Source organism: Sulfuricurvum sp. RIFCSPLOWO2_12_FULL_43_24 (assembly GCF_001829605.1).
Taxonomy (GTDB): Bacteria; Campylobacterota; Campylobacteria; order Campylobacterales; family Sulfurimonadaceae; genus Sulfuricurvum.
The window spans coordinates 1-22,253 of the sequence record NZ_MIBT01000046.1 but is presented as its reverse complement, the minus strand read 5'-3'; the positions used below and the strand labels follow the sequence as shown (position 1 = coordinate 22,253).

24 protein-coding genes are annotated in these 22,253 nt (G+C 41.5%); 15 read left to right on the top strand and 9 right to left on the bottom strand.

Features of this window, described 5'->3' with window-relative positions:
• The first annotated feature begins 69 nt into the window (after nt 1–69).
• From A3G19_RS04695 to argB, 7 genes are all read left to right on the top strand, one after another.
• Nucleotides 70–627 (top strand): LA2681 family HEPN domain-containing protein, encoded by a 558-nt coding sequence (locus tag A3G19_RS04695; protein ID WP_294870826.1) that lies wholly within the window; start codon nt 70–72, stop codon nt 625–627.
• Nucleotides 628–1,614, top strand: a complete 987-nt coding sequence (locus tag A3G19_RS04690) for a DUF3800 domain-containing protein (protein ID WP_294870824.1) — start codon at nt 628–630, stop codon at nt 1,612–1,614.
• Between the two features lie 151 nt (nt 1,615–1,765).
• Nucleotides 1,766–2,578, top strand: coding sequence for a ferritin-like domain-containing protein (locus A3G19_RS04685; RefSeq protein WP_294870822.1), 813 nt, complete (start codon nt 1,766–1,768; stop codon nt 2,576–2,578).
• 59 nt (nt 2,579–2,637) lie between these two features.
• Entirely contained in the window at nt 2,638–3,438 is an 801-nt protein-coding gene (locus A3G19_RS04680; RefSeq protein WP_294870821.1) for an NAD+ synthase, read from the top strand.
• A gap of 10 nt (nt 3,439–3,448) precedes the next feature.
• Complete coding sequence (locus tag A3G19_RS04675) at nt 3,449–4,567, top strand: DegT/DnrJ/EryC1/StrS aminotransferase family protein (protein WP_015653282.1); 1,119 nt, start codon at nt 3,449–3,451, stop codon at nt 4,565–4,567.
• Nucleotides 4,564–5,478: a tetraacyldisaccharide 4'-kinase gene (locus A3G19_RS04670; protein ID WP_015653283.1), complete on the top strand. Its 915-nt coding sequence runs from the start codon at nt 4,564–4,566 to the stop codon at nt 5,476–5,478. Before A3G19_RS04675 ends, A3G19_RS04670 begins: the two co-directional genes overlap by 4 nt.
• Nucleotides 5,462–6,313 carry an acetylglutamate kinase gene (gene argB, locus A3G19_RS04665; protein WP_015653284.1) on the top strand — a complete coding sequence of 284 codons (852 nt, stop codon included), beginning with the start codon at nt 5,462–5,464 and terminating at the stop codon, nt 6,311–6,313. The genes A3G19_RS04670 and argB overlap by 17 nt, the downstream gene beginning before the upstream one ends.
• 12 nt (nt 6,314–6,325) lie before the next feature.
• On the opposite strand, the gene A3G19_RS04660 is transcribed toward argB, so the two are convergent.
• From A3G19_RS04660 to A3G19_RS04650, 3 genes are read right to left on the bottom strand one after another with little or no spacing between them, the layout of a single operon-like run.
• Complete coding sequence (locus A3G19_RS04660; protein ID WP_294870819.1) at nt 6,326–7,060, bottom strand: hypothetical protein; 735 nt, start codon at nt 7,058–7,060, stop codon at nt 6,326–6,328.
• Between the two features lie 40 nt (nt 7,061–7,100).
• Nucleotides 7,101–7,463 carry a HepT-like ribonuclease domain-containing protein gene (locus tag A3G19_RS04655; protein WP_294870817.1) on the bottom strand — a complete coding sequence of 121 codons (363 nt, stop codon included), beginning with the start codon at nt 7,461–7,463 and terminating at the stop codon, nt 7,101–7,103.
• A complete protein-coding gene (locus tag A3G19_RS04650) occupies nt 7,453–7,770 on the bottom strand; it encodes a nucleotidyltransferase domain-containing protein (protein WP_294870816.1) in 318 nt (105 codons plus the stop codon). The genes A3G19_RS04655 and A3G19_RS04650 overlap by 11 nt, the downstream gene beginning before the upstream one ends.
• A 147-nt stretch (nt 7,771–7,917) precedes the next feature.
• Here A3G19_RS04650 and thrC point away from each other — a divergent pair, with 147 nt between their 5' ends.
• Nucleotides 7,918–9,387, top strand: coding sequence for a threonine synthase (thrC, locus tag A3G19_RS04645; protein WP_294870814.1), 1,470 nt, complete (start codon nt 7,918–7,920; stop codon nt 9,385–9,387).
• Nucleotides 9,388–9,397: 10 nt separating this feature from the next.
• On the opposite strand, the gene ppk2 is transcribed toward thrC, so the two are convergent.
• A complete protein-coding gene (gene ppk2, locus A3G19_RS04640; RefSeq protein ID WP_015653286.1) occupies nt 9,398–10,345 on the bottom strand; it encodes a polyphosphate kinase 2 in 948 nt (315 codons plus the stop codon).
• Between the two features lie 22 nt (nt 10,346–10,367).
• Nucleotides 10,368–12,284 carry a thioredoxin domain-containing protein gene (locus A3G19_RS04635; RefSeq protein ID WP_294870812.1) on the bottom strand — a complete coding sequence of 639 codons (1,917 nt, stop codon included), beginning with the start codon at nt 12,282–12,284 and terminating at the stop codon, nt 10,368–10,370.
• Between the two features lie 140 nt (nt 12,285–12,424).
• Between A3G19_RS04635 and dsbD the strand changes: the two genes are divergently transcribed.
• From dsbD to A3G19_RS04620, 3 genes are read left to right on the top strand one after another with little or no spacing between them, the layout of a single operon-like run.
• Complete coding sequence (gene dsbD / locus A3G19_RS04630) at nt 12,425–14,233, top strand: protein-disulfide reductase DsbD (RefSeq protein WP_294870810.1); 1,809 nt, start codon at nt 12,425–12,427, stop codon at nt 14,231–14,233.
• Complete coding sequence (locus A3G19_RS04625; RefSeq protein ID WP_015653289.1) at nt 14,233–14,616, top strand: thioredoxin family protein; 384 nt, start codon at nt 14,233–14,235, stop codon at nt 14,614–14,616. The genes dsbD and A3G19_RS04625 overlap by 1 nt, the downstream gene beginning before the upstream one ends.
• A 53-nt stretch (nt 14,617–14,669) precedes the next feature.
• Entirely contained in the window at nt 14,670–15,458 is a 789-nt protein-coding gene (locus A3G19_RS04620; protein WP_294870808.1) for a hypothetical protein, read from the top strand.
• Nucleotides 15,459–15,472: 14 nt separating this feature from the next.
• Here A3G19_RS04620 and A3G19_RS04615 read toward each other — a convergent pair whose 3' ends face one another.
• From A3G19_RS04615 to A3G19_RS04605, 3 genes are read right to left on the bottom strand one after another with little or no spacing between them, the layout of a single operon-like run.
• Nucleotides 15,473–16,000, bottom strand: a complete 528-nt coding sequence (locus tag A3G19_RS04615) for a hypothetical protein (protein WP_015653291.1) — start codon at nt 15,998–16,000, stop codon at nt 15,473–15,475.
• On the bottom strand, nt 15,993–17,042 hold the full coding sequence (lpxB, locus tag A3G19_RS04610; RefSeq protein ID WP_015653292.1) for a lipid-A-disaccharide synthase: 1,050 nt from the start codon (nt 17,040–17,042) through the stop codon (nt 15,993–15,995). The genes A3G19_RS04615 and lpxB overlap by 8 nt, the downstream gene beginning before the upstream one ends.
• Nucleotides 17,039–17,395 (bottom strand): c-type cytochrome, encoded by a 357-nt coding sequence (locus tag A3G19_RS04605; protein WP_294870806.1) that lies wholly within the window; start codon nt 17,393–17,395, stop codon nt 17,039–17,041. The genes lpxB and A3G19_RS04605 overlap by 4 nt, the downstream gene beginning before the upstream one ends.
• A 64-nt stretch (nt 17,396–17,459) precedes the next feature.
• Here A3G19_RS04605 and A3G19_RS04600 point away from each other — a divergent pair, with 64 nt between their 5' ends.
• Complete coding sequence (locus A3G19_RS04600; protein WP_015653294.1) at nt 17,460–18,677, top strand: amidohydrolase family protein; 1,218 nt, start codon at nt 17,460–17,462, stop codon at nt 18,675–18,677.
• Nucleotides 18,678–18,753: 76 nt separating this feature from the next.
• Here A3G19_RS04600 and A3G19_RS04595 read toward each other — a convergent pair whose 3' ends face one another.
• Nucleotides 18,754–19,053, bottom strand: coding sequence for a chorismate mutase (locus A3G19_RS04595; protein WP_015653295.1), 300 nt, complete (start codon nt 19,051–19,053; stop codon nt 18,754–18,756).
• Between the two features lie 223 nt (nt 19,054–19,276).
• On the opposite strand from A3G19_RS04595, the gene A3G19_RS04590 reads away from it, so the two are divergent.
• The 3 genes from A3G19_RS04590 to A3G19_RS04580 all read left to right on the top strand — a co-directional run bounded on the left by A3G19_RS04590 (nt 19,277) and on the right by A3G19_RS04580 (nt 21,912).
• Nucleotides 19,277–20,677, top strand: a complete 1,401-nt coding sequence (locus tag A3G19_RS04590) for an FAD/NAD(P)-binding oxidoreductase (RefSeq protein WP_015653296.1) — start codon at nt 19,277–19,279, stop codon at nt 20,675–20,677.
• A gap of 84 nt (nt 20,678–20,761) precedes the next feature.
• Nucleotides 20,762–21,487: a Rieske 2Fe-2S domain-containing protein gene (locus A3G19_RS04585; RefSeq protein ID WP_015653297.1), complete on the top strand. Its 726-nt coding sequence runs from the start codon at nt 20,762–20,764 to the stop codon at nt 21,485–21,487.
• An 11-nt stretch (nt 21,488–21,498) separates the two neighbouring features.
• Complete coding sequence (locus tag A3G19_RS04580; protein WP_015653298.1) at nt 21,499–21,912, top strand: hypothetical protein; 414 nt, start codon at nt 21,499–21,501, stop codon at nt 21,910–21,912.
• Nucleotides 21,913–22,253: the final 341 nt, after the last annotated feature.

Genomic DNA, 22,253 nt, shown 5'->3' with positions numbered 1-22,253 from the left:
ATCTTGCCATTTATCTCTCCTAATCGTATTCCATGCCGATTATTATCGACGAAATTAACGAATTAAAAAGTGTCTAGTTTTTGGGGGTCATTCCAAAATACTGAAAAAATCAAATTGGCATTTCGTGGATTCTATTCTATTTTTGATAAGATAGCCTATTTCTTGAATGAATATTTTGAACTAAAACGCAATAAAGACAGTATTGATTTTCGTAAAATATGGAAAAATAAAAATAATGTGGAAGAGCTAAATAGCAAGTTGGATGGATTAAATAATTTGGCTTTGCGAGGATTATACTTTATCAGTAAAGACATTTTTTTTCCAAAAGACAATAAGTCATTTATCAGTGTAGTTGAGCCAGAGGCAGTAGAGATTAATGACATCAGAAATCATTTAGAGCATAAGTTCATCAACATCAAATTTATTGATGTCAGCGAATATCAGATAGAAGACAATAGAGAACAGAGCAAACAAATTACACGAGATGATTTAGAAAACAAAACCTTACATTTGGCAAGATTGGTACGTGAAGCTATGATATATCTTTCATTTGCTGTGCATATTGAAGAGAACAAAAAAGATAGGAACGGTATTGTTCCAATGTTATTGAATACCAAGGAAAATTAAATGTCAGATAATACCATCCAACTTCTCCAAGAACTGTTAAAAGGTCAAAAGCGTTTTGATTTGGCTTTAAAATTTGAAAACGCTTATATCGAAGATTTTAAAATAGATAACTGGAATGGTGGTATTGGCGAAATAGTTTTTTATGTCAATCCAATTTATTTTTTCGTATTAAACAAAATCAATGAAGATGAGAAAAGTTTAATTTTAGAGATTGTAAATGGAATGAAACACGATTATTATGAAATTTCATCAATCCGATTTGCCATTAATGAAAAAATAAAGCCCTCCAACATCAGCGACACCGTCTATATTTTTGTCGATGAAGCAGGTGATATGGATTTTTCACCCAAGGGTAGCAATCATTATATGTTTAACTTTTTGGTCAAAACAAGACCGTTTCAATTACATGAATATATTGCCAATTATCGTTATGAGCTACTGGAGCGAAATCTTGATCCGTCACTGGATAAAGTTTTAAATATAGAAGCGTTTCATGCGTGTGAAGACAATAAATACATTCGACAAAGAATGTTTGAAACTATCAGCACTTTTACCAAAGAAGCAGTTCAAGTATATTCCTATATCCTCGAAAAACCAAAAGTCAATCCCGATAAAAGAAAAGAGAATTCCGTTTTTTATGTCGATAATCTCACTCTTGCAACTACACAGCTACTGGATAAAATTAAAATTGACAGAAATTTTATTATCATCACGGACAGGTTGCCACTTCAAGCGAATAAAAATGCTTTGATTAAAGCGCTTAAAAAAGGTATCAAGCAATATTTGAGGGCGAACGGCAAGATGCTACGATATTCGATTCATCATCATTGCAGTGCGTCAAGTTCAAATTTACAAATTATTGACTATATTGGATGGGCGATCAATCGAAAATATGAGCATAATGATCCGAGTTATTACGAAATGATTAAACAGTATTTATTGGAAGAAGAGGTTATGACAAGAGACAGAGTGGAAGTGCATTATTAAATGACCCATGCTACCTATCCGAAGAAGCCTCCCTTGGAGTCTTGTCAGTAGCTGGGAACCTTTGGATAAAATTATAGCATAAAAATGGAAACTGACACCACTGGTGACACAATTAACCACATCGAATACAGGGAAAGGCTATAATTTCAACATGGAACTTTACAACACTCTTGAAACTATTTTAACGGCCTCTATCCCAAGCGAAAAAATCGCTGCATTCAAAACCTTTTATACCCTTTATCGTAACGGCGATATTTCTCGTGATGAGAGTACCCCTCCCACCGTTTTTACCACACCGTCGTATCGTGATTTTTGTACGGTGATTGATCCCAAAGAGGTTCCAAAACGGACCAAACTGGGTACTCCTCATGGTCAAATTTTGCTCCTCCATGCGATTGCCCATATCGAATACAGTGCGATTGATCTGGCATTGGATGCGGTGTACCGTTTTCGCGATTTGGGTGAGGAGTTTGAGGATGATTGGTTGGTTGTAGCCGACGATGAGGTTCGCCATTTTGAGATGATAGAAGGGCTGCTTCGAGAGTTGGGGAGTTTTTATGGGGAATATCCGGTGCACGATGCGCTTTTTGAAGCGTCACAGCGGACTCTGGGACTGCATGAGCGGATGGCGGTAGTTCCGAGGTATCTTGAGGCAAACGGATTGGATGCTACGCCCTTGATCTTAAAAAAGCTGTATTCCCATCGGAGTGATCCGATGATTCAAAAGATCATGGCGGCATTGAACGTGATTTTAGCCGAAGAGGTCGATCATGTCCGTAAAGGGGATGTGTGGTTTGAATATGCTTGTAGAGTGGAAGGGAAAGAGAGCTCAAGTTATTTTGAGATTATCGAAAAACACTATCCTCACAGTTTTCCCCGTAAAATCGATATTAATTGCGAAGCACGGCGTAATGCTGGATTTACCAAGGATGAACTCTCCAAAATTTCATTTACTTCGTGTTGATACTTCGTTACCAAAATTAGTTATAATGCAAATTGTTAATACAAAAATAAGGTTAAGCGGTGGGTAAATACGAGCTGATCAGCCGGTATTTGAGCGAATTTTTGAGTCAAGAAGTTCGTAAAACAGGGCTGAAAAAAGTGATTGTCGGTTTGAGCGGAGGGATTGATTCTGCCGTCGTAGCGGTGCTGGCGTATCGTACGTTCGGGGATGATTTGCTTTGCGTCAAAATGCCCTCACACTATTCATCTCAAAATTCTTTGGATGATGCGGAGGAATTGTGTGCCGCGTTTTCCCTGCGTGCTGAAACTCATAGTATTGAGCCAATGCTGCGTGCGTATGAAAGTCCCGAAATGTCACCGCTTCGGGTAGGTAATCTTTCGGCTCGGTTACGGATGGTAACGCTTTTTGATATTTCGGCGCGAGAGGGAGCTTTGGTACTGGGAACCAGCAACAAAAGCGAACTGATGCTCGGATACGGGACTCTGTATGGGGATTTAGCCAGTGCGCTTAATCCTATCGGGGATTTGTATAAAACCGAAGTATTTGAATTGGCCCGTTATTTAGGGATTCCAAGCTCAATTATCGATAAGCCCCCGTCTGCGGATTTGTGGGCAGGTCAGAGCGATGAAACGGAAATTGGATATCCCTACAGCGAGCTGGATCGTGTCTTAAAACGTTACGTAGAAGAGAGGCACACCTCTGAAGAGATGATTGCGACTGGAGAAAATCCTGAGTTGGTCGATATGATAGTGACAAGAATATATAAGAATCAGTTTAAACGTAAAATGCCTGTAATAGCGAAGTTGACCTCACGGACGGTCAATCATGATTTTAATTATCCCAGAGATATAACCTTATAAAGGAAGAAAAATGAGTATCCCCTTTTACCGCGTCGAAGTTGGCGGAGATGAACGTGAAAAGATCGATGAAGTTCTCGATGGCGAGGCTCCTAATATCATTGAAGATTTAGAAGCGGCATTTGAATCGTATGTGGGTGCCACCTATGCACTGGCCACGTCACACGGGACGTCAGCACTTCATTTGGCGATGTTGGCGATTGACCTTAAACGAGGAGACAAAGTCCTTTGTTCGATCAATGCATATCCTTCTGTTCCTGAAGTGGTGCGCCATTTTGATGCAGAACCGATTTTTATCGATATCAATCCTGATACCTTTACCATCGATTTGGATAAACTCGAAGCGTATTTGAGTGAAAATAAATCCAAAAAACTTAAAGCGGTGATTGTCTCTCACGTAGCAGGACAAAGCGTTGAACTGGATCGTTTGTATGCCATTGCAAAATTGTATGATGTCAAAATCGTTGAGGACGCTTCGGATGCATTGGGTGCGACGTATAACGGGCAAAAAATCGGTTCTACCGGTGCCGATATCACCTGTTTTGATTTCAGTCCCCATTTACGCCGTAATGTTTGCAACGGAGGAATGATGGTGTGTGATGATGAAGAGATCATGGAACGTGCCAAATCACTCCGCAATCATGCAATGGTTATCGAAGATGAGGGATTGGGCTATATTTATGATGTGACCGATATCGGGAGTCAATACATGATGAGTCCTCTGGATGCAGCGACGATTCTCGTGCAGTTAGAGAAACAAGATGAAAATATAGCGCGTCAGCGTGAAATTGCTGAAATTTTCAACGAACGTTTATCCGATGCACCTCATATCAAACTTCCTGTTGCCAATGATGAGCATGCGTATGCTCTTTATATTATAAAAGTTGATAAAAACCGTGACTCATTTGCGCGAGAATTAGCCGCTCGCGGGATTGAATGCGGACTGCATTATATTCCGCTCCATTTGTTGAGCTATTATAAGTCAAAATATTCATTGCGTGTTAACGATTTTCCGCTTGCACTACGTAACTATCAGCAAGTTCTCTCTATCCCGAACTACGCGGCACTTAGCGACGATCAGGTAGAAGAAATTTGTGACGCAATTTTGGACGTAGCCGCAACACGCGTTTGAAACATTGGTTCGTTCAGTGGGGTGAAGGGTATCTTTATACCCCTTCGCTGATCCAAAAAATCCTCTCTTTTTTACTTTTGCCTTTGAGTTGGTTGTATTGTCTTATTGCGTATGTACGGTATCGTCAAAGCCGCCCAAAGTTTATGGGAATTCCGGTTATAAGTGTCGGAAATCTGACCGTCGGGGGGAGTGGAAAAACCCCTGTTGTCATAGAATTAGCAAAGCAGTTTGAAAAACCGGCGATAGTATTACGCGGATACGGCCGTAAAAGCCATGGGATGGTGGTTGTTAAAGATAAATCGACGATTCTCTGTGATGTGATCAAAAGCGGTGATGAAGCGATGCTTTATGCAAAGACTCTTCCTAATGCGACAGTGATTGTGAGTGAGATTCGAGAGCGTGGAATTGCCGAAGCGGTGTCGATGGGGTGTGAGGTCGTACTACTCGATGACGGGTATGGAAAACACCGAATCGATAAACTTGATCTTGTGATTGACGTTGAGACGCCGAATCGTTTTTGTCTCCCATCAGGGGCGTATCGAGAGAAATTGTGGCATGATAAACAGGTTATTATGCTCTATGAGGGAAAATCCTTTCAACGCTCCGTGAGTGTCCGGAACCCTACGGCAAAAATGGTACTGGTGACGGCGATTGCCCGTCCTGAGCGACTAGAGCCGTATTTGCCTGAGACAATCGAAAAAGTCTATTTTGAAGATCACCATTTTTTTACACCGTGGGAACTCGAAGCGATAGTGGAGCGGACAGGGGCTACGAGCTTATTGGTAACTTCAAAAGACTTGGTTAAAATGTCGTCTATGAATCTTAATTTGTCCGTTTTAGAACTTTCGTTGGAACTGGATGAAACACTGATAAAAATTGTCAAGGAATACGCTGATGCAAAAAAAGATTGATACCGTCAAAACCCTGATGGACGCGATGCCGTTCATTAAAGAGTTTCGTGATGAGATTGTTGTCATTAAATACGGCGGGTCAGCACAAAGCTCGGATGAATTAAAAGCCAAATTTGCTCAAGATATTGTTCTTCTTCATCTCGTCGGGGTGAAAGTCGTCATCGTACACGGCGGCGGAAGCCGTATCTCTCAGCTTCTCGGCGATCTAAAAATCCCGACCGAGTTTATCGACGGTGAGCGTGTCAGTACCCCTGAGGTTATGCGGATTGTTGAGATGGTGCTCAGCGGTGAAATCAATAAAGAGATTACTTCACTTCTCAATTCCTACGGTGCAAAAGCGATCGGTATCAGCGGTAAAGATGCCCATTTCCTGAAAGCTAAACCCAAAGACGAAGCGAAATTCGGTCTTACCGGACGGGTGGAAAGTGTGAATGCGGAAGTGATCCATAATCTTTTACGCGAAGGGTTTATTCCGGTTATCGCTCCAATCGGAGCGGATGCTATCGTTGGTCATCCGGGGTATAACATCAATGCCGATCTCGCCGCGTCAGCCGTAGCCGCAGCAATCGGTGCCTGTAAAGTGATTTTTATGACCGATACTCCGGGGGTATTGAACAAAGAAAAAGAACTTTTCTCGACCCTGACCGAAGCAGAGGTTGAAGCGCTCAAAGCAGACGGTACGATTATCGGCGGGATGGTTCCAAAAGTCGATTCGTGTTTGGAAGCAGTCGATGCAGGGGTTCAAAAAGCCCATATCATTGACGGGCGGATAGAGCACGCGATTTTGCTCGAACTCTTCACTTCTGAGGGAGTAGGGACACAAATTACTCTGTAGTCCATACCCATTTTAACTCAAATGTTTCCATTTAGCATTTTTACTAAATAGTTGAAAATCAAACAATGTATTATCTATAAGGTCATATATATGATTTGAGTTTCTTAATCCACCACAAAATTCTGGTTCTGTTGCAATAGTCATCCCTTCCATTCTTTTAAATATCCATTGCATAAATTCTGAATAAATATCGATTAATGATAGTATGTCTTTATCTTCCACTAGTGTTAAATCTTCACCACCGCCACAGGGATCGTCACTTTCTGTAAAATAATCAAGATCAATGTCAAAATAAACTTCATTTACATTATTGTTTGAGATTTCATTCAATAAATCTTCTTTTGATTCAAAGCATAAAATTTTGTGTTCATTTCCCCAATGGTCAATAAAATTTTCTTCTTCAAAGTAATCTTGTTTACATAAAACATAAATATCGCCAATCAGATTTAAATATGCTGCGGATAAAATATGTCCATCATTAAGAGGATTTAATTTGTCCCAAGAGAATAGAGCAACTTCTTTGTAGCTATCTAAATTCAAATTTATCAAATCTTGTTGTTCGATTTTATATGGGGCACATAAATCTTTATGCCAATCGATTGTAATAAGAGTAGGTGCTTTAGATAAAGTATTTTCAAGCTGTCTCGCTGTTTTTTTCCACCATTTAAACCAAAAATAAAAAACGAATCTATGATCTTTTACTAATCCAATTTCTATCGCATTATCTGTTCCATTTGGATGCTGCATTATTGCACTATCAGCGTTAGGAAGTCTTAGGTATTTATGATCATCCATTGTTAGAAAACTCACTCAACATACGGCTAATTTTCTCGTTTAGAACAGGAAGATGGTTTCGGGTAATCATCTCGACCAGTCCGAGATCAACACCCATATAATCATGCGCGATAAAGTTACGGACGTCATAACTCCCTTTTGCATCCGTTTCCAAATCAAACTGCGCTAAAACATCGGAATCTATTTTGTTGAGGGTTTCTCCGATTTGTAACCATGCCATCAAAATAGCGGGTCGAGCTTCGATTTCATCGGTTAAAGCGGCGACGATTCCGTTATGGCGAACAATAATCGTTTGGATATTGGTGAGCATTTTGAGGATAAATTCCGCTTTGGCGCGGATCGAATCAGCTGACACGTTTTAAATCTCTCAAAATATATTTTTGACCGATTTCGTTGAGAGATGAAAGTGAGATTAAATCAACGGGGAGAGCAATCTCTTTTTCGATTTCACGTTTGATCTCTAAGATTTTACTAAAAGAGCCAAAACCGCCATTCCGTTCAGCAAATTCCGCAGGATTCGGAATTTCATAGAGCAAATCCAAATCGCTTTTGGCACTCTCTTCACCTCGCGCATAACTGCCGCTGACACCGATAATGACAAATCCATCATGACTGAAACGAGATTGAAGCTGTTGGAGTTTTGATTCTAAATCAGCGGTCATTTTTTCCTCATTTTGTAGTGCATTGTTGGGTAATTATATCATACTGAGATTGATTGAAAGATTTGTATTTTCTCTTTTGATGATTCTATCTAAGCATTAAGAGATACCCTCTTTGTTATAATCACGAAAATTTTATAAAGTGAAGCAATGAAATTTATTGAAACACGCGGAAATGACGGAGTTCATCCACAGCAGGTTACCTTTTCAGAGGCGATTTTAAGTCCTATCGCATCATTCGGCGGATTGTATGTTCCCAGTGAACTTCCTAACCTTGGTGAAGCGTTTCTCTCAAAACATTTAAACTCATCGTACAAAGAACTGGCCAAAGATTTACTCACAACGCTGGCAATCGATATTGAGCCATCCGTGATCGATGAAGCGCTGTCGCTTTATGATAAATTTGATGATCCTTCCAATCCTGTTCCTGTTGTAAAAGTGCGTGATGATCTTTATGTCAGTGAACTTTATCACGGCCCAACCCGCGCATTTAAAGATATGGCGCTTCAACCGTTCGGTGTCGTTCTCAGCTCAATCGCCCAAAAGCGCGGCGAAGAGTATCTGATTTTGGCAGCAACGAGCGGCGATACCGGTCCTGCAGCATTAGAGACATTTAAAAACAGAGCCAATGTTCGTGTCGCATGTCTCTATCCTGATGGGGGAACATCGGATGTTCAGCGCCTCCAAATGGTGACCGAAGATGCGAAAAATCTAAAAGTGATCGGCATTCACGGCGATTTTGACGATGCCCAAAGTGCACTCAAACGACTTCTCGGTTCCACAACCTTTAAAGAGGCATTGAAAGCTAAAAATATCTCTCTTTCAGCGGCGAACTCAGTTAACTTCGGACGAATTATTTTTCAGATTATCTATCACATTCACAGTTATCTTGAGCTGATTCGCCAAAATGTTATTGCGATGGGTGAAAAAGTGTATCTTGATGTCCCAAGCGGAAATTTCGGGAATGCTCTTGGGGGATATTACGCCTATAAAATGGGACTTCCGGTTGAGAAGATTATTATCGCATCCAATGAGAACAATGTCCTTACCCGCCTGATCAATACGGGGCGCTATGATTTGCGTGGTGAGCATGTTGTGGCTACGACCTCTCCGGCGATGGATATTTTGATCTCCAGCAATGTTGAACGTATTTTGTTTGATCTTTTCGGATATGGACGGACTAAAGAGTTGATGGCAGGATTGGAAGCGGAACGTTTTTATGCATTGAATGATGATGAAACGATGAAACTCCAAAACTTCTTTGCGGCCGATTATTGTAACGGAGCAGAAGGAAAAGGGTATATCAAAGAGGCCTTCGATACCGGTTATTTGATGGATCCTCATACGGCCACCTGCTTTAAAGCATATGACTGTTGCGCAACGCAGCCGCTAAAAACGATTGTCTACTCTACTGCGGAGTGGACAAAATTTTCTCCGACCATTGCGAACGCTCTTACCGGAGAAAAAGATGCAAATGACATTGATGCACTCGAATCGATCAGTAAAACCGCTAAAACTCCTATTCCTCCAATGATCAAAGGGTTATTCGATAAACCGATTACACAATCTACGGTCATCGAAAAAGAGAATATCGAAGCTGAAATTCTCAAATTTCTCTAACCCTCAAGGGTTACCCTTTTTTCTGCAGCCCTTTATCATCTTTCCCTAACATCATCGTCTCCATGAGTTTAATCTCTTCATCTCCCCAAATCAGAATTTTTTTCGACGTTTTTAAATTCGGCGGATTTTTGGAAGGGTATTGAACGCTGGATAAAATGTGTCTGATACAATTGATACGGGCTTTTTTCTTGTTATCGGATCGGATGATAATCCATGGAGTGGAACCGGTATGGGATGCTTTGAGCATGGAGTGTTTGACAGTCGTGTATTTGTCCCATAATTCTTGAGACGCAGCATCAACCGGGGAGAGTTTGAACTGTTTGAGAGGATCGGTTTTGCGCTCTTTAAATCGTCTGGCTTGTTCAGTTTTAGAAACGGAAAAATAGAATTTAAACAAGATTATGCCGGAGTTTACAAGCATCCGCTCAAATTCACTGACATGATTCAAAAACTCTTGATGCTCTTCGGGGGTACAAAATCCCATTACGGGTTCAACACCTCCTCGGTTATACCAGCTTCGATCGAACAAGACAATCTCTCCCGCGCTGGGAAGGTGCTGAGAATAGCGCTGAAAATACCATTGCGTTTTTTCGACATCGGAAGGTTTGTCAAGGGCTACGACACGGGCACCGCGAGGATTCAGGTGTTCGGTAATCCGTTTGATGGTTCCCCCTTTTCCTGCCGCATCACGTCCTTCAAAAATCATGAGGATTTTAATCCCTTTATCTTTGACATGATTTTGAAGTTTCAGCAGTTCAATTTGGAGACTTTTGAGATCTTTTTCGTACTCTAGAACAGATTGCTTGATCCACACCGGAAGCCGCTCTTCTTTGGAACCGCTTTTGCGTTTTTCATCTGAAGGTATCACCTGATCTTTACGTCTATCTTCATGAACGATATCTTCGATTTGTGTAGCTTCGGCAATCTCTGTTGTTGCCATAGAGTGTTTAGCGCCCATTCATTCTCCCTCCTTTTTTTGATTATAACGTTGAGTTGATTAAATCGTCAATATTCTTAATATTTTTGGTTGCGACGAAACAGGAACTTTCACCGCAAATGGTAAATTCATCGAGAGATTCATCATTTTTGAGGAGAACAAACGGGTAGTTCAGAGGTTGGGTGATTTGAGATAGGTTTACCGATTTGTTTTTGATAAGGCGCTGCTCATTGAGATGACGGATCACTTCACCGGTAAGTGTCGGATAGTAGATCGGTGTTTTCATCAGCTTGATTGAGACGTATTCGAGGCTTTTAAACCCAAAATGGCGGTATTTCGGATCGACCAATATACCAAGAGTAAACATGACATTGACCATAATTCCTAAGGCGCTAGGGTAGGTACCATCATCAAGCTCCGCCACCGTTGTAAAGGCTCCACGGCTAAAATACCATTTTCCCCCTTCGTAAAAGAGTTCCAGAGCTTTGTTGGCAAATCGCTGTGCATCGATAAGATAGCTCTCATTTAGCGTTGACTGATATCCTTCGATCAATGCGCTGCACAAATAGGCATAATCCTCTAAAAACGCATCGATTTTCGGTGTTTTATGGATAAGGGTCGAGTGTTTGAGCTGATCTTTTAAGAACATGGTTGATTTGAGTTTCTCTAAACTCTTGATTGCTTGTTCAGTGTAGTGTGGATCGGTTTTACCTAAAATAAAAAGGGATTTAATCATCATGGAATTCCATGCCGTGATCACTTTCCGGTCGATAAAAGGGTAGATTCGGTGCTGTCTGAATGTTTGCAATTGCAAACGAAATTCATCAAACCACTCAGGGCGATCGTGAGACGATAAACGAATGATAGTATTCCCCTCAAAATTTCCCTCAGGTGTTGCACCGATTATCTTTGCCGCTTCATGGGGCTGAGAAACAGAGGCACTTTCGAGTGCAGTAATAATTTCATCAAAGCTGTATATGAAATATTTTCCCTCTTCTCCTTCAGAATCGGCATCGCTGGCACTGTAAAAAAGATCCTCTTCCATCATGAAATTGATCATGAAATCAGCGCTTTCACGAGCAATTTTGAGATATTTTTCCTCTTTATACACCCTTCCCGCTTCAGCATACAGAGCACAGAGCAAGGCGTTGTCGTAGGTCATTTTTTCGAAATGGGGAACCCGCCACGCCTCATCCGTACTGTAACGGCAAAAACCGCCGTCGATCAAATCGTACATCCCGCCCAATGCCATTGAATCGAGAGTGTTGGTAATCATCGATTTTATTTTGTTGTTGTTTTGGAGCCTCTCCATCGTGAGGAGCGTTTGGAGTGACGAGACATGGGGGAATTTAGGAGATTTAGAGAATCCGCCGTTTATCTGATCATAGTTGTGTTCGGCTTGGAGGGCAAATTGGGTAATGATTTTATCGTTCAAGTTTGTTGCTTGGACAGGGTCGTTGTTCGGGCGGAGAAATCCGCTGATCTCATCGGCATTTTGAAACAGTTTTTCATCATTTTGGGCTATTTTTTCGGCGATAATAGCGGTAAGTTCACTAAATCCCATCATCCGCTCTTTATTAGTGGGGGGGATATAGGTGGCGGCGTAAAAAGGTTTGTTTTCAGGGGTGCAGAAAATAGAGAGAGGCCATCCTCCGGCTCGGCGGTTGAGGAGGAGATGAAGTTCTTGGTAATACTTGTCGATGTCGGGGCGCTCTTCACGATCCACTTTGATACAGATGAAGTGTTGATTGACAAAAGCCGCAATCTCAGTGTTTTCAAACACTTCATGCTCCATCACATGGCACCAATGGCAGCTGCTGTATCCGATAGAGATAAAGATCGCTTTGTGCTCTTCTCTGGCCCGATTAAATGCTTCATCACACCATGGATACCATTCCAGGGGATTCTCTTTGTGCTGCTGGAGATAAGGGGAATCTTCAAGTGCAAGGCGGTTTGACATATCATTCTCCATAGGATTATTGCGTGTAGTGTAGCATTTGAGGCTATAATGAAGCTGAAAAATATTAACAATGTTGCTCTGTGAGTTTCGTAACAGTTAATTGCGATAAAATAGAGATAAATTTTTTCTGGGGTTCATTTATGCGTTTACTATTCTTTTTACTTATTTCATTAAATATTTGGGCTGTTGGATTTTTGCAGCCGGATGAAGCATTCAAACCCAAAATCAGCATGATTGATCCTTCTACAATCGGTATTGAAATCGAGTTGGGCGATCAAATCTATATTTATGCGGATAAACTGAAAATCGAAGATGTCGATCCCAAAGACGGGATTGATTTTGCTTCGATCACAATGGCCGATGCTGTTAAACACGAGGGGGAGAGCGTTTATGAATCTTCACCGGCGGTTCGAATTGGGCTCTCAAAAAGTTCTGATATTACAGGGGAACAAACGCTCAAAGTGAAACTCTCGTATCAAGGATGTTCAGCTGCCGGATTGTGTTATGAACCGATGGAAACTCTCCTTGATATTACCGTTGATGCCGATAAATTGAGTAAGAGAAGTACGTCCGGCAGTTCCATTTTAAAAGCTCCTGCGGTTGAGAGAGCGAGTTTGGAAGCAACCCCTCCTAAAGCGGCGGTGAAAACCTCAGAAACCGATCAGATTGCGCAGGTGATTCAGGGGGGAAGTCTTTGGTTTATCATTTTGAGCTTTTTTGGATTTGGATTATTGCTCGCGTTGACTCCGTGCGTATTTCCGATGATCCCGATTATCTCGTCCGTTATCTTGGCTCAGGGCAAAGGGATGGGGGCAAAAAGGGCGTTTTTCCTTTCACTTGTCTATGTATTGTCTATGGCGGTAGCGTATACGATTGCGGGTGTTTTGGCCGGCCTTTTCGGAGCAAATCTTCAAGCGGCGTTTCAAACGCCATGGGTCATTACCCTCTTTGCCCTTATTTTTGTCCTTTTGGCACTGTCGATGTTCGATGTGTATGAATTGCAAATTCCAAACTTCATCCAATCGCGTTTGAGTAAAATGGGTTCTCAGCGAAGCGGAGTGATCGGGATAGCGATCATGGGCTTTTTGTCGGCGTTGATCGTTGGACCGTGTGTCGCGGCACCGCTGGCAGGGGCACTGATTTACATCGGACAAACGGGTGATGCATTGCTTGGAGGTGTCGCACTCTTCTCCCTCTCTATCGGTATGGGTATTCCATTGTTGATTGTAGGGACTACGTCGGGTAAATTTATGCCGAAGCCGGGGATGTGGATGGACATCATCAAAGCGGTATTCGGTGTTATGTTGCTCGGTATTGCGATTTGGATGATAGGGCGTGTGTTGGATGAAAACACAACATTGTTGTTATGGGGCGGTTTGGCGATTTTTGTGGCGATCAATATGAACGCTTTGGAACCGTTAGGGGAACATCCCTCATGGAGTTCCCGTGCAAACGTTAAAGCCCTCGGATTTATGGTTTTATTGTATGGGATCAGTTTATTGATTGGAGGGATGGCGGGAGCCAAAAATCCACTTCATCCGCTTGATCCGTTTTTACCGAACAAAGAAGCAACAGTATCTGTAGCACAGAATCAGCATAAAACGTTTGAAAAAATCACCTCTATCGAAGAATTGGATGCCATTTTGGCAGAAAATAAAGGGAAAAAAGTGATGGTCGATTTTTATGCCGATTGGTGCAGTGCATGCAAAGAACTGGAAGAGAAAACTTTTAGTAATGAAGCAGTGAAGAGTGCGATGGATAACTATGTTCTGGTTCAAGTCGATTTGACGGCAAACGATGAGGCAGCACGTGCGATCAGTTCTAAATACGGTATTTTCGGGCCACCGGCGATCTTATTTTTTGATGAGAACGGTGAGCGGATAAAAAGCGCCGATATCATCGGATTTAAAACAAGCGATGAATTTTTAAAACATTTGGGAGAAATCTAATGGGAAAAATATTTTTAGTTTTATCGGTAATGGCCAGTTTGGCATTGGCAGAGATCAAATGGGCATCATCGTATGATGCGGCGTTAGCTCAGGCGGTAAAAGAGAAGAAAAAGGTCATGGTGATGCTCTCGAGAGAAGAGTGCCCGGCGTGCGAATATATGAACGATATCGTTTTTGAAGAAAAAGCGGTGGAAAATGAGATCAATAAAAACTTTGTCCCCGTTCATCTTGATATTCACAAAGATTTCATCCCTGAGGGATTAGGGTATATCGGAACTCCGACATTCCATTTTTTGGATGCAAAAGGGAAAAAAATCGGTCGTCATGACGGCGGTGCAAATATTCCGACATTTTTAGGGATTTTGGGAAAATATAAAAAGTAAATTTTTCTATTGCGCTATAATTTCCTCATTTTTTAATGGATAGGTGTTTATAGGTGCGATGGAGTAGTCTCATAGGAATTGTATTTGCGACTGCATTGCCGGGGATGGAGAATAATATTTTCGTTTCCCCTTGCAATACGTCGCTTCCGATATGGGCATACCATCAGGGTGGATGCGAAAAAAAAACGCTTCAGTACTCTCAAAATGCGCTCTCTTCGCAGGTATTGGGAGGTGTGAGTACGATGAACTACGATTTGAAGAAAAATAATACCATCGAAACGGTATCGATGGGGGCCCAATATTCACGCGATCTCTTTTCTGCAAAGCTACAAGGCTCCTATGTAAAAGGGAGATTCGACAATACTCCCTCAGTAGGCAAAACAAATCTATCGGTGCAATATCGAAATAAACTATGGGATTCGCTAACGCTGAGTGCTTCGGAAAACGTTACTATCCCTGTTAAAACAGCCAATGATCAGAGTGATCCGATGAAATATACGAGTTTGCTGAAAGCCCTCTATCCGCTAAACGATGCTTATCATGTTTTTGCGGAGGGGAGTTACTCTTTGTTGGATACTCCCGCGTCGGAGAGTACAATATATCGAAATCCGTACAGCTATACTACGGGGATAAGCTATGCTGAGGGTACGAATACGGCGATTAACGCTTCTTATATGTTAGTGCAGGGTGCAGATCCGACTCTTGGTCCCAATAAAAAAATCAAATTGGCGCACAAACATAAAATTAACAAAAAAATTAAAACGTCAGTGAGTGTGATTCAAAGTTTAGAAGCTGAACAACCGGACAACAAGGCATCGTTTGATTTGATTTATGCCTTTTAGTCTATAGCGATCGATTATTTATTTTCTACCAATTTATCCAAAATATAGAGCTGCATATTTTTATGCGGTATCTCTTTCTCCAATGCTTCTGAGTAAATCTTCGCGACCTCTTTGGCATGTAAATCATAATCAAAATGGGGAAAATGATTTTCCCATCCATTTTTAATAATTTTCAAAGCGACCGTATCGATTAGATATTCTTTATAAATAGCATAGGTTGCAAAAAACATCCCCGTAAACAAGACGGCCATTATGATTAATAGATGGCAGTCGATTTTGGCCAAAAAGGGATGGAATGCGACCGAAACCGGTAAAATAAACAGATGCCAAAGTCCGATAAAAACGAGATAGCTTCTCCCGATGCTAAGGCGAAATCCCGGAATTTTTCCCTCCAGTTTCAATCCCTCTTGATACATTTTATTGGTTTTAAGCAGATCGCGAAAGAGCATTGGCCCATCACCCAGAGTAAAGACGTAAGGGATGATTTTTTCATCCGTAAAGTTTCGCGTTTTGGTTTTCATCCATGAAAATATTCTAAGCATTATAATCCTTGATAATTTGACTGACACGTGCGGCACTTCCATGGCCTAAGAGCTCACGGAGGGCGCTGGCATCATGGTAAAAAGCGGTTTTATCCATTTGCTGATAAGCATTATACAGATTTTGAGCATTGACTTCGTTTTGGATGAATTCAGGGTGCAATTTTCGTCCGTATTTGTGGGAAAACAAGATATTCCCTAATCCTACATAATCAAGTTTGACCAGACGTGAAGCGATAGCGTAATCGAGTGATTTAGCGATATAGGTAAGGATAAAAGGGGTACCAATCAAAGAGGCTTCAAGTGTGGCGGTTCCACTACAGATAAAGGCGAAATCAGAATCCGCCAAACTTTGATGGGCTTCATGGGTAATTTCAAAACTCGAAATATCGCCATAAAGTTCTGCGATTTGATCCGCAGTGAAATGGGGCGGGATGACAATGAGTGCACGTGTTTGTATCATAGAACGAAGTTCACGAAAAATCGGCATTAGCCGTTTGATCTCTCCGGGACGGCTTCCGGGCATAAAGGTCATTTTCCCGGTAGGTTCGAGAGACATTTTTCGAATGTTGATCTCATCAAGGAGCGGATGCCCGACGTATTCGATGGGGGCATTGGGAGAGTAATACGAAGGTTCAAACGGTAATATAGAGCAAAGTCGGGTAATGGTTTTCTCTAAAACCGGAATCCGTTTTTTCTTCCATGCCCATGCTTGGGGGAGAATATAGTAGATTATCTCTTTATTAGGATAACGTTTTCGGATTGCTTTGGCTACTGGGAGATTGAATCCCGAAGAGTCGATCAGCAGTACTTTATCGGCATCTTGTGCGAGTTCCACCATCTGATCTTTCAAACGAAAGAAGAACGGGAGTTTTTTTATCGCATCCACAAATCCCATCACCGAAGTGGAACGCAAATCGACGATGCTCTCTCCGAGCGTATTATCAAAAATCCCCGATAGCTCTACATCACTTCCGAGTTCTTTAACCAAAAACGAGAGATGAATATTGGCAGAGTGCTCTAACGCGCTGACGAGTAGTTTCATGATCCTCCGTCTCCCCGTGTGGATGTATCGCTTTTATAATTACTCCTTCCTTCATGATATTCACTGAGAAAAGTAGTAAGAGCATCGATCTCTTTATCGCTTAACCCCATAGCAAAAGGGATCATCATTTGAGATTGTTGTGTCGTTCCTTGTTTGGCTCGATAGTTTTTGAGCTTTGAGGCTAAAAACGGTTGGCGTCGATGGGCGAGGGCGGGATATAAGTTGGTTCCGCTCGCCGATATGCCGTGGCATCCGCTGCATCCTTTTGAAAAATAGAGATTTTTACCTGTTTTATAGAGATCAGTACCGCCATAAAGGAACATAGGTATCAAAAAAAGGATGATTTTAACCACACGTACCCTTTTTATAACATTTCTTTGACTAAAATTGCGTAATTATACCTAATGGGAGCAATCTATGATCATATCGGGCGCAATTATCTGTGATATTAACGGAGAACGTCATGCTGACATTCAGATTGAAGAGGGGATTATTACGCGCATTGGCGAAAATCTTAGCGGTGATGAAATCATTCGTGCGGAGGGGTGTTATCTGATCCCCGGTCTCATCGATACCGATGTACGGTTAAAAGACTCTCAGCTCAGTCGAACCAATCTGGAAAAGCTCTCATATCGAGCCCTCAGCGGTGGTGTTACTACGGCAGTTTTGGCAAGCGATTCGACTCCTCGTATCGACAATGAGATTACGCTGGAATTTGTTCAACAGCATCGTTTTTTACCTCATGGTGCAACGATTGAATCGGCAGTAAGTGCTTTGAATGAAACAGGAGCTTTGAGCAACATTGCGATCATGCTGAAAAAAGGGTGCGTATCGGTGCACACTTCGACGATCAACGATTACAACCTCATAACCCGCATTGCCCAATATCTAAAAATGGCCAATAAATCACTTTTTTACAAAGCAGAAGAAAAAAGTCTTGTCGAGAGCGGTGTTATGAGTGATGGTGCTGTTGCTTCGCAGCTTGGATTACCGGGGATATCTCCACTCTCAGAGGTAGTTCATGTTGCCGCGATGATCGAAATTTCCCGTTATTTCGGGATTAAAATTGTATTCAAAAGTATTACGGAACCCCGATCGATAGAGTTGATCGCTGAGGCGCGTAAAAGCGGAATCGCCGTAGAGTGTGAAGTTGCTATCCATCATCTGTTTAAAAATGATTCGGCCTGTACAGGTTTTGATACCGATGCCAAAATCAATCCTCCGTTGGTGAATGAAACCAAACGACTGGCTCTACTTGATGCACTGGTACGAGGTGATATCCATTCGCTCACTTCACTGCATCAACCTAACTCTGATATCCATAAAGATATCACATTTTACGATGCTAATGTCGGTACAACTTCCATTACTGAATATTTGCCGTTAGTCTACACCTATTTGATTTCGACAAAAATTATTGATATATCCAAATTTGTGAAGGTAGCATCGCGAACTCCGGGAGAACATATCGGAGTGAAAGCCGGGGAAATCGAGGTTGGATGCAAATGTGATTGTATTCTCTTTGATCCTGACTCGACAACAGTTGTAGCTCATCATCACAGTCTGTATAAAAAAGAGGTGTTAAAAGGAAAAGTGATTATGGCAATCTGCCGTGGCGAAGTGACACGATTTTAGTTTTTACCGTTCGCCCTGAGCTCGTCGAAGGGTGTTGAGGCATTCATAGTTCGACGCTCTCACCACGAACGAGCTTTTACAACGATTTTGCATTCCTGAACTCTGAAATCTCTGCTTCCACCATCGCGTCAATCATGATACCGTAAAGCTTTGTAAGAAGATTCGGTGACACACCGAACTCCATTGCTTTATAGCGAACGCGATCCATTACCGCTTCCATTCTTTCATTCGCTTTTATCTCTTCGATGGAGTGTTTAAAGTTTGCAGCTTGCTTAACATAGCCGTTGCGAGCAGCGATAAGCTCGACGATTTGATCGTCTAAGCGGTCAATATGATTACGAACTTCCACAAGGGAATGACACTCTTCAATTTTCATCCAAAATCTCCCTTTTAAACATGGTGACATGATACCATATAATACTAATTCTCTCAATGTATCACATTTATATCACACAAAATCATATAATAATATCTTATTCGGCTTTTTTTGATACATTTTACTATTTCTTATAAATATTTAAGAATAACACGATTATGATGTCCCCAGCGATAAATCAAAATTCGCAATCGATTTTGCATAGAATGAAGGAGAACTCATTATGAACATTTCAAGACGTGACTTGCTTAAATTCGCCGGTCTTAGCGCAGCAGCAGCTGCCGTAACTGGTTGTACAACCGCTACAGGTGCAGCTCCGGGTGCACAAAGTGCAGCAGGTAAAATGCTTGGTAAACATCAAGTAGTTATCATTGGTGGTGGTTTCGGCGGATTAACCGTTGCTAAAGAGTTGAAAAAAATCGATCCTAAATTCGATGTTGCAATTATCGAGAAAAATGACAGCTTTATGTCTTGCCCATTCTCTAACTGTAATCTTGGCGGTATCAAAGGTGTTAGTCTTAGTACATTAACGCATGACTACTCTCAAGCAGTTGAGAAAAACGGCTATGGAATGTTGACAGCAGTTGTTACCGGAATTGACCGTGTAAACAAAGTGGTTCATACCTCTAAGGGCGGCGTAGGTTACGATATTCTTGTTCTCGCTCCTGGTATCGACTATAACTACAAAGGGCAGTTCCCAACGTGGTCAGACGCAAAAATCGCAAAAGCACGTCGTGTAGCTCCAGCGGCACTTGTACCGGGCGGCGAACACGTTGCTCTTGACCGTATGGTTAAAAATATGGAAGACGGTGATGTTATTATTACTGTACCGGCTGGAAAATATCGTTGTCCTCCGGCACCGTTTGAGCGTGCAAGTATGATCGCAAACTTCATGAAAACTGAAGGGCTAAAAGGTAAAGTTATCATTTTGAATGAAACGGCTGAAGTAGCTAAAGGTGCGGCATTTAAAGAGACTTGGAAAGAGTTGTATCCGGATGTTGTCGTTCACGAAGACAATTGTAAAATCTCTGATGTTGATTTCGATAAAAAAGAGATCACTTACGTTCAAACAGTTTTTGCAAACAAAGAAGATACAACAGGTGTAAAAACAACCAAAACAATCAAATACGGCATCTTTAACTTTATCCCGCACAATATGTCTAACCCGGTTATCGAAATGGCTGGCGTTGCAACAACTCCGGACGGATTCAAAAAAGTTAAAATGGCTACAAGCCCAGAAAAACCGGTTTCATTCCAAACCGCAACCGATAAAGCTGTATATGCAGTTGGTGACGTTGTTGGACATGCGATCCCACCAAGTGGTCAATCGGCTATCTGGTCAGGTAAAGAGTGTGCTAAAGAGATCGCTCACGTTCTTCACGGTAAATCATACAGTGTTGCATCAGCGCTTCCATACAAAAGTGCAAACGTATGTTACTCAATGGTTAACGGAAATCCTGAAGAAGCGATCATGGTTAATCATGAATTTATGGTTGCTGGTCCGGTTATCGGTTCAAAAGGATCGGTTCCTAAAGATGAAGCAACTGGTAAATTCCGTACAACCGGTCTTGGTAAAGCGACTCACGATTGGTACAAAGGTGCTATGCGCGACTTGTTTAACTAATACAAGTTATCTTACTCTCCACTCGGAGAGTAAAAGAAAATTCTGCTACACTAACTACTCAAAATAATTCACACGGAAAATATCATGGATAGAAGAAATTTTTTAAAAGTTGTTGCCGGTGCAACAGTCATCGCGGCTAGTCCTTCGTTAATTCGCGGCAATCTATATGCGGCGGACGGTACATTATACAAAGCTTATGAAAAAACGCAATTGGTGGATGCTGCCGGAAAACCGATCAAAGCATCGGCTTTGGAAAAAGAGGTTACTTATATTTTTAATTACCCTCATGCCTCAACTCCATGTATGTTGATCAACTTGCCGAAGCCAACTACTAAAGATGTTGAATTAACTTCGGAGGGTGGTGAAAAATACGTATGGAAAAGCGGTGTCGGAAAAGAGCGCAGTGTTGTCGCTTATGTAGCGATTTGTACGCATCAAATGACTCACCCGACACCAAATGACAGTTTTATCGCCTATGTTCCAACGGCGAAAAAAACGATGGCGTATGAAAAAAGCGGCATTATCGTTTGTTCATCTCATCTATCAGCATTTGATGCCGGGGCCGGTGCAAAAGTACTCGGTGGAGCAGCGACCCAGCCTCTTAATTCGGTTGTGCTAGAACATGCAGCAGATGATACCCTTTGGGCAGTCGGTATTTTGGGATCGGATAAATTTCAAGATTATTTCAAAAGTTTCCGTCCAGAGTTAAAAGAGTTCTACGGCGGCCCCGCTGAAGCGAAAAAGCTGGTTTCTATTTCGGCAAAAACCGTTAAGCTCACCGAATATTCTAAAGAAATTATCCAATACTAAAAGGGGAATTCATGAAAAAAGCTTTAGCAGCCTTAGTGGTAGGAACATTATTGGCCGGATCGTTGAATGCGGCAGAAAAGAAAGATCCTCGATTAGAACTTATGCAGGATATGCGTACGATGATGGATGCGATGGAGCAAATTCAACGCGGTGGTTTGTACAGCTCAACCGATGAGATGAAAGCAGGGGTTAAAAAACTTCAAGGGACACTTAAATCACTGGAGAGTGAAGAGGTAAAAACGATTTTGCCGAAAGATCAAGTTTATGCCTATAAATTTGCCCAAAAAACCGCTCAAATGCTCCGAATGTATTCGGATGATATGATTGTATCGATCGAAGCAGGTCGGATGGATAACGCATTGGATGATTACACTCAGTTACTCAAACAATGTACCTCATGTCATATCCGAATCCGTAACTGGTAATTCCTCTTTATTCCCGTACATACGGGAATAGCACGCTTCTTTTATTTTTTTTCATTATCTAATCATTTCTTTTTCTAATTTATAATACTCCTTATATAAAGTTTTTCAGCTAGTTTTCTATTTTTATCACATTTTTGTCTCACACTCTGACAAATTTGTCTCAATTATTACTAAATACTATATAAATCAAGAAATCCTTAAGAAATAATTGTTATGATGAGTGCATGATTCGGAATAAGTAAATCTTATCTCGAACGGTTTCTTGAAGGAGAATGAATGAAATTAGGAAAACTTAGTCTAGTCGCTGTAATGGCATTAGGAACAAGCGCATATGCTCTTGA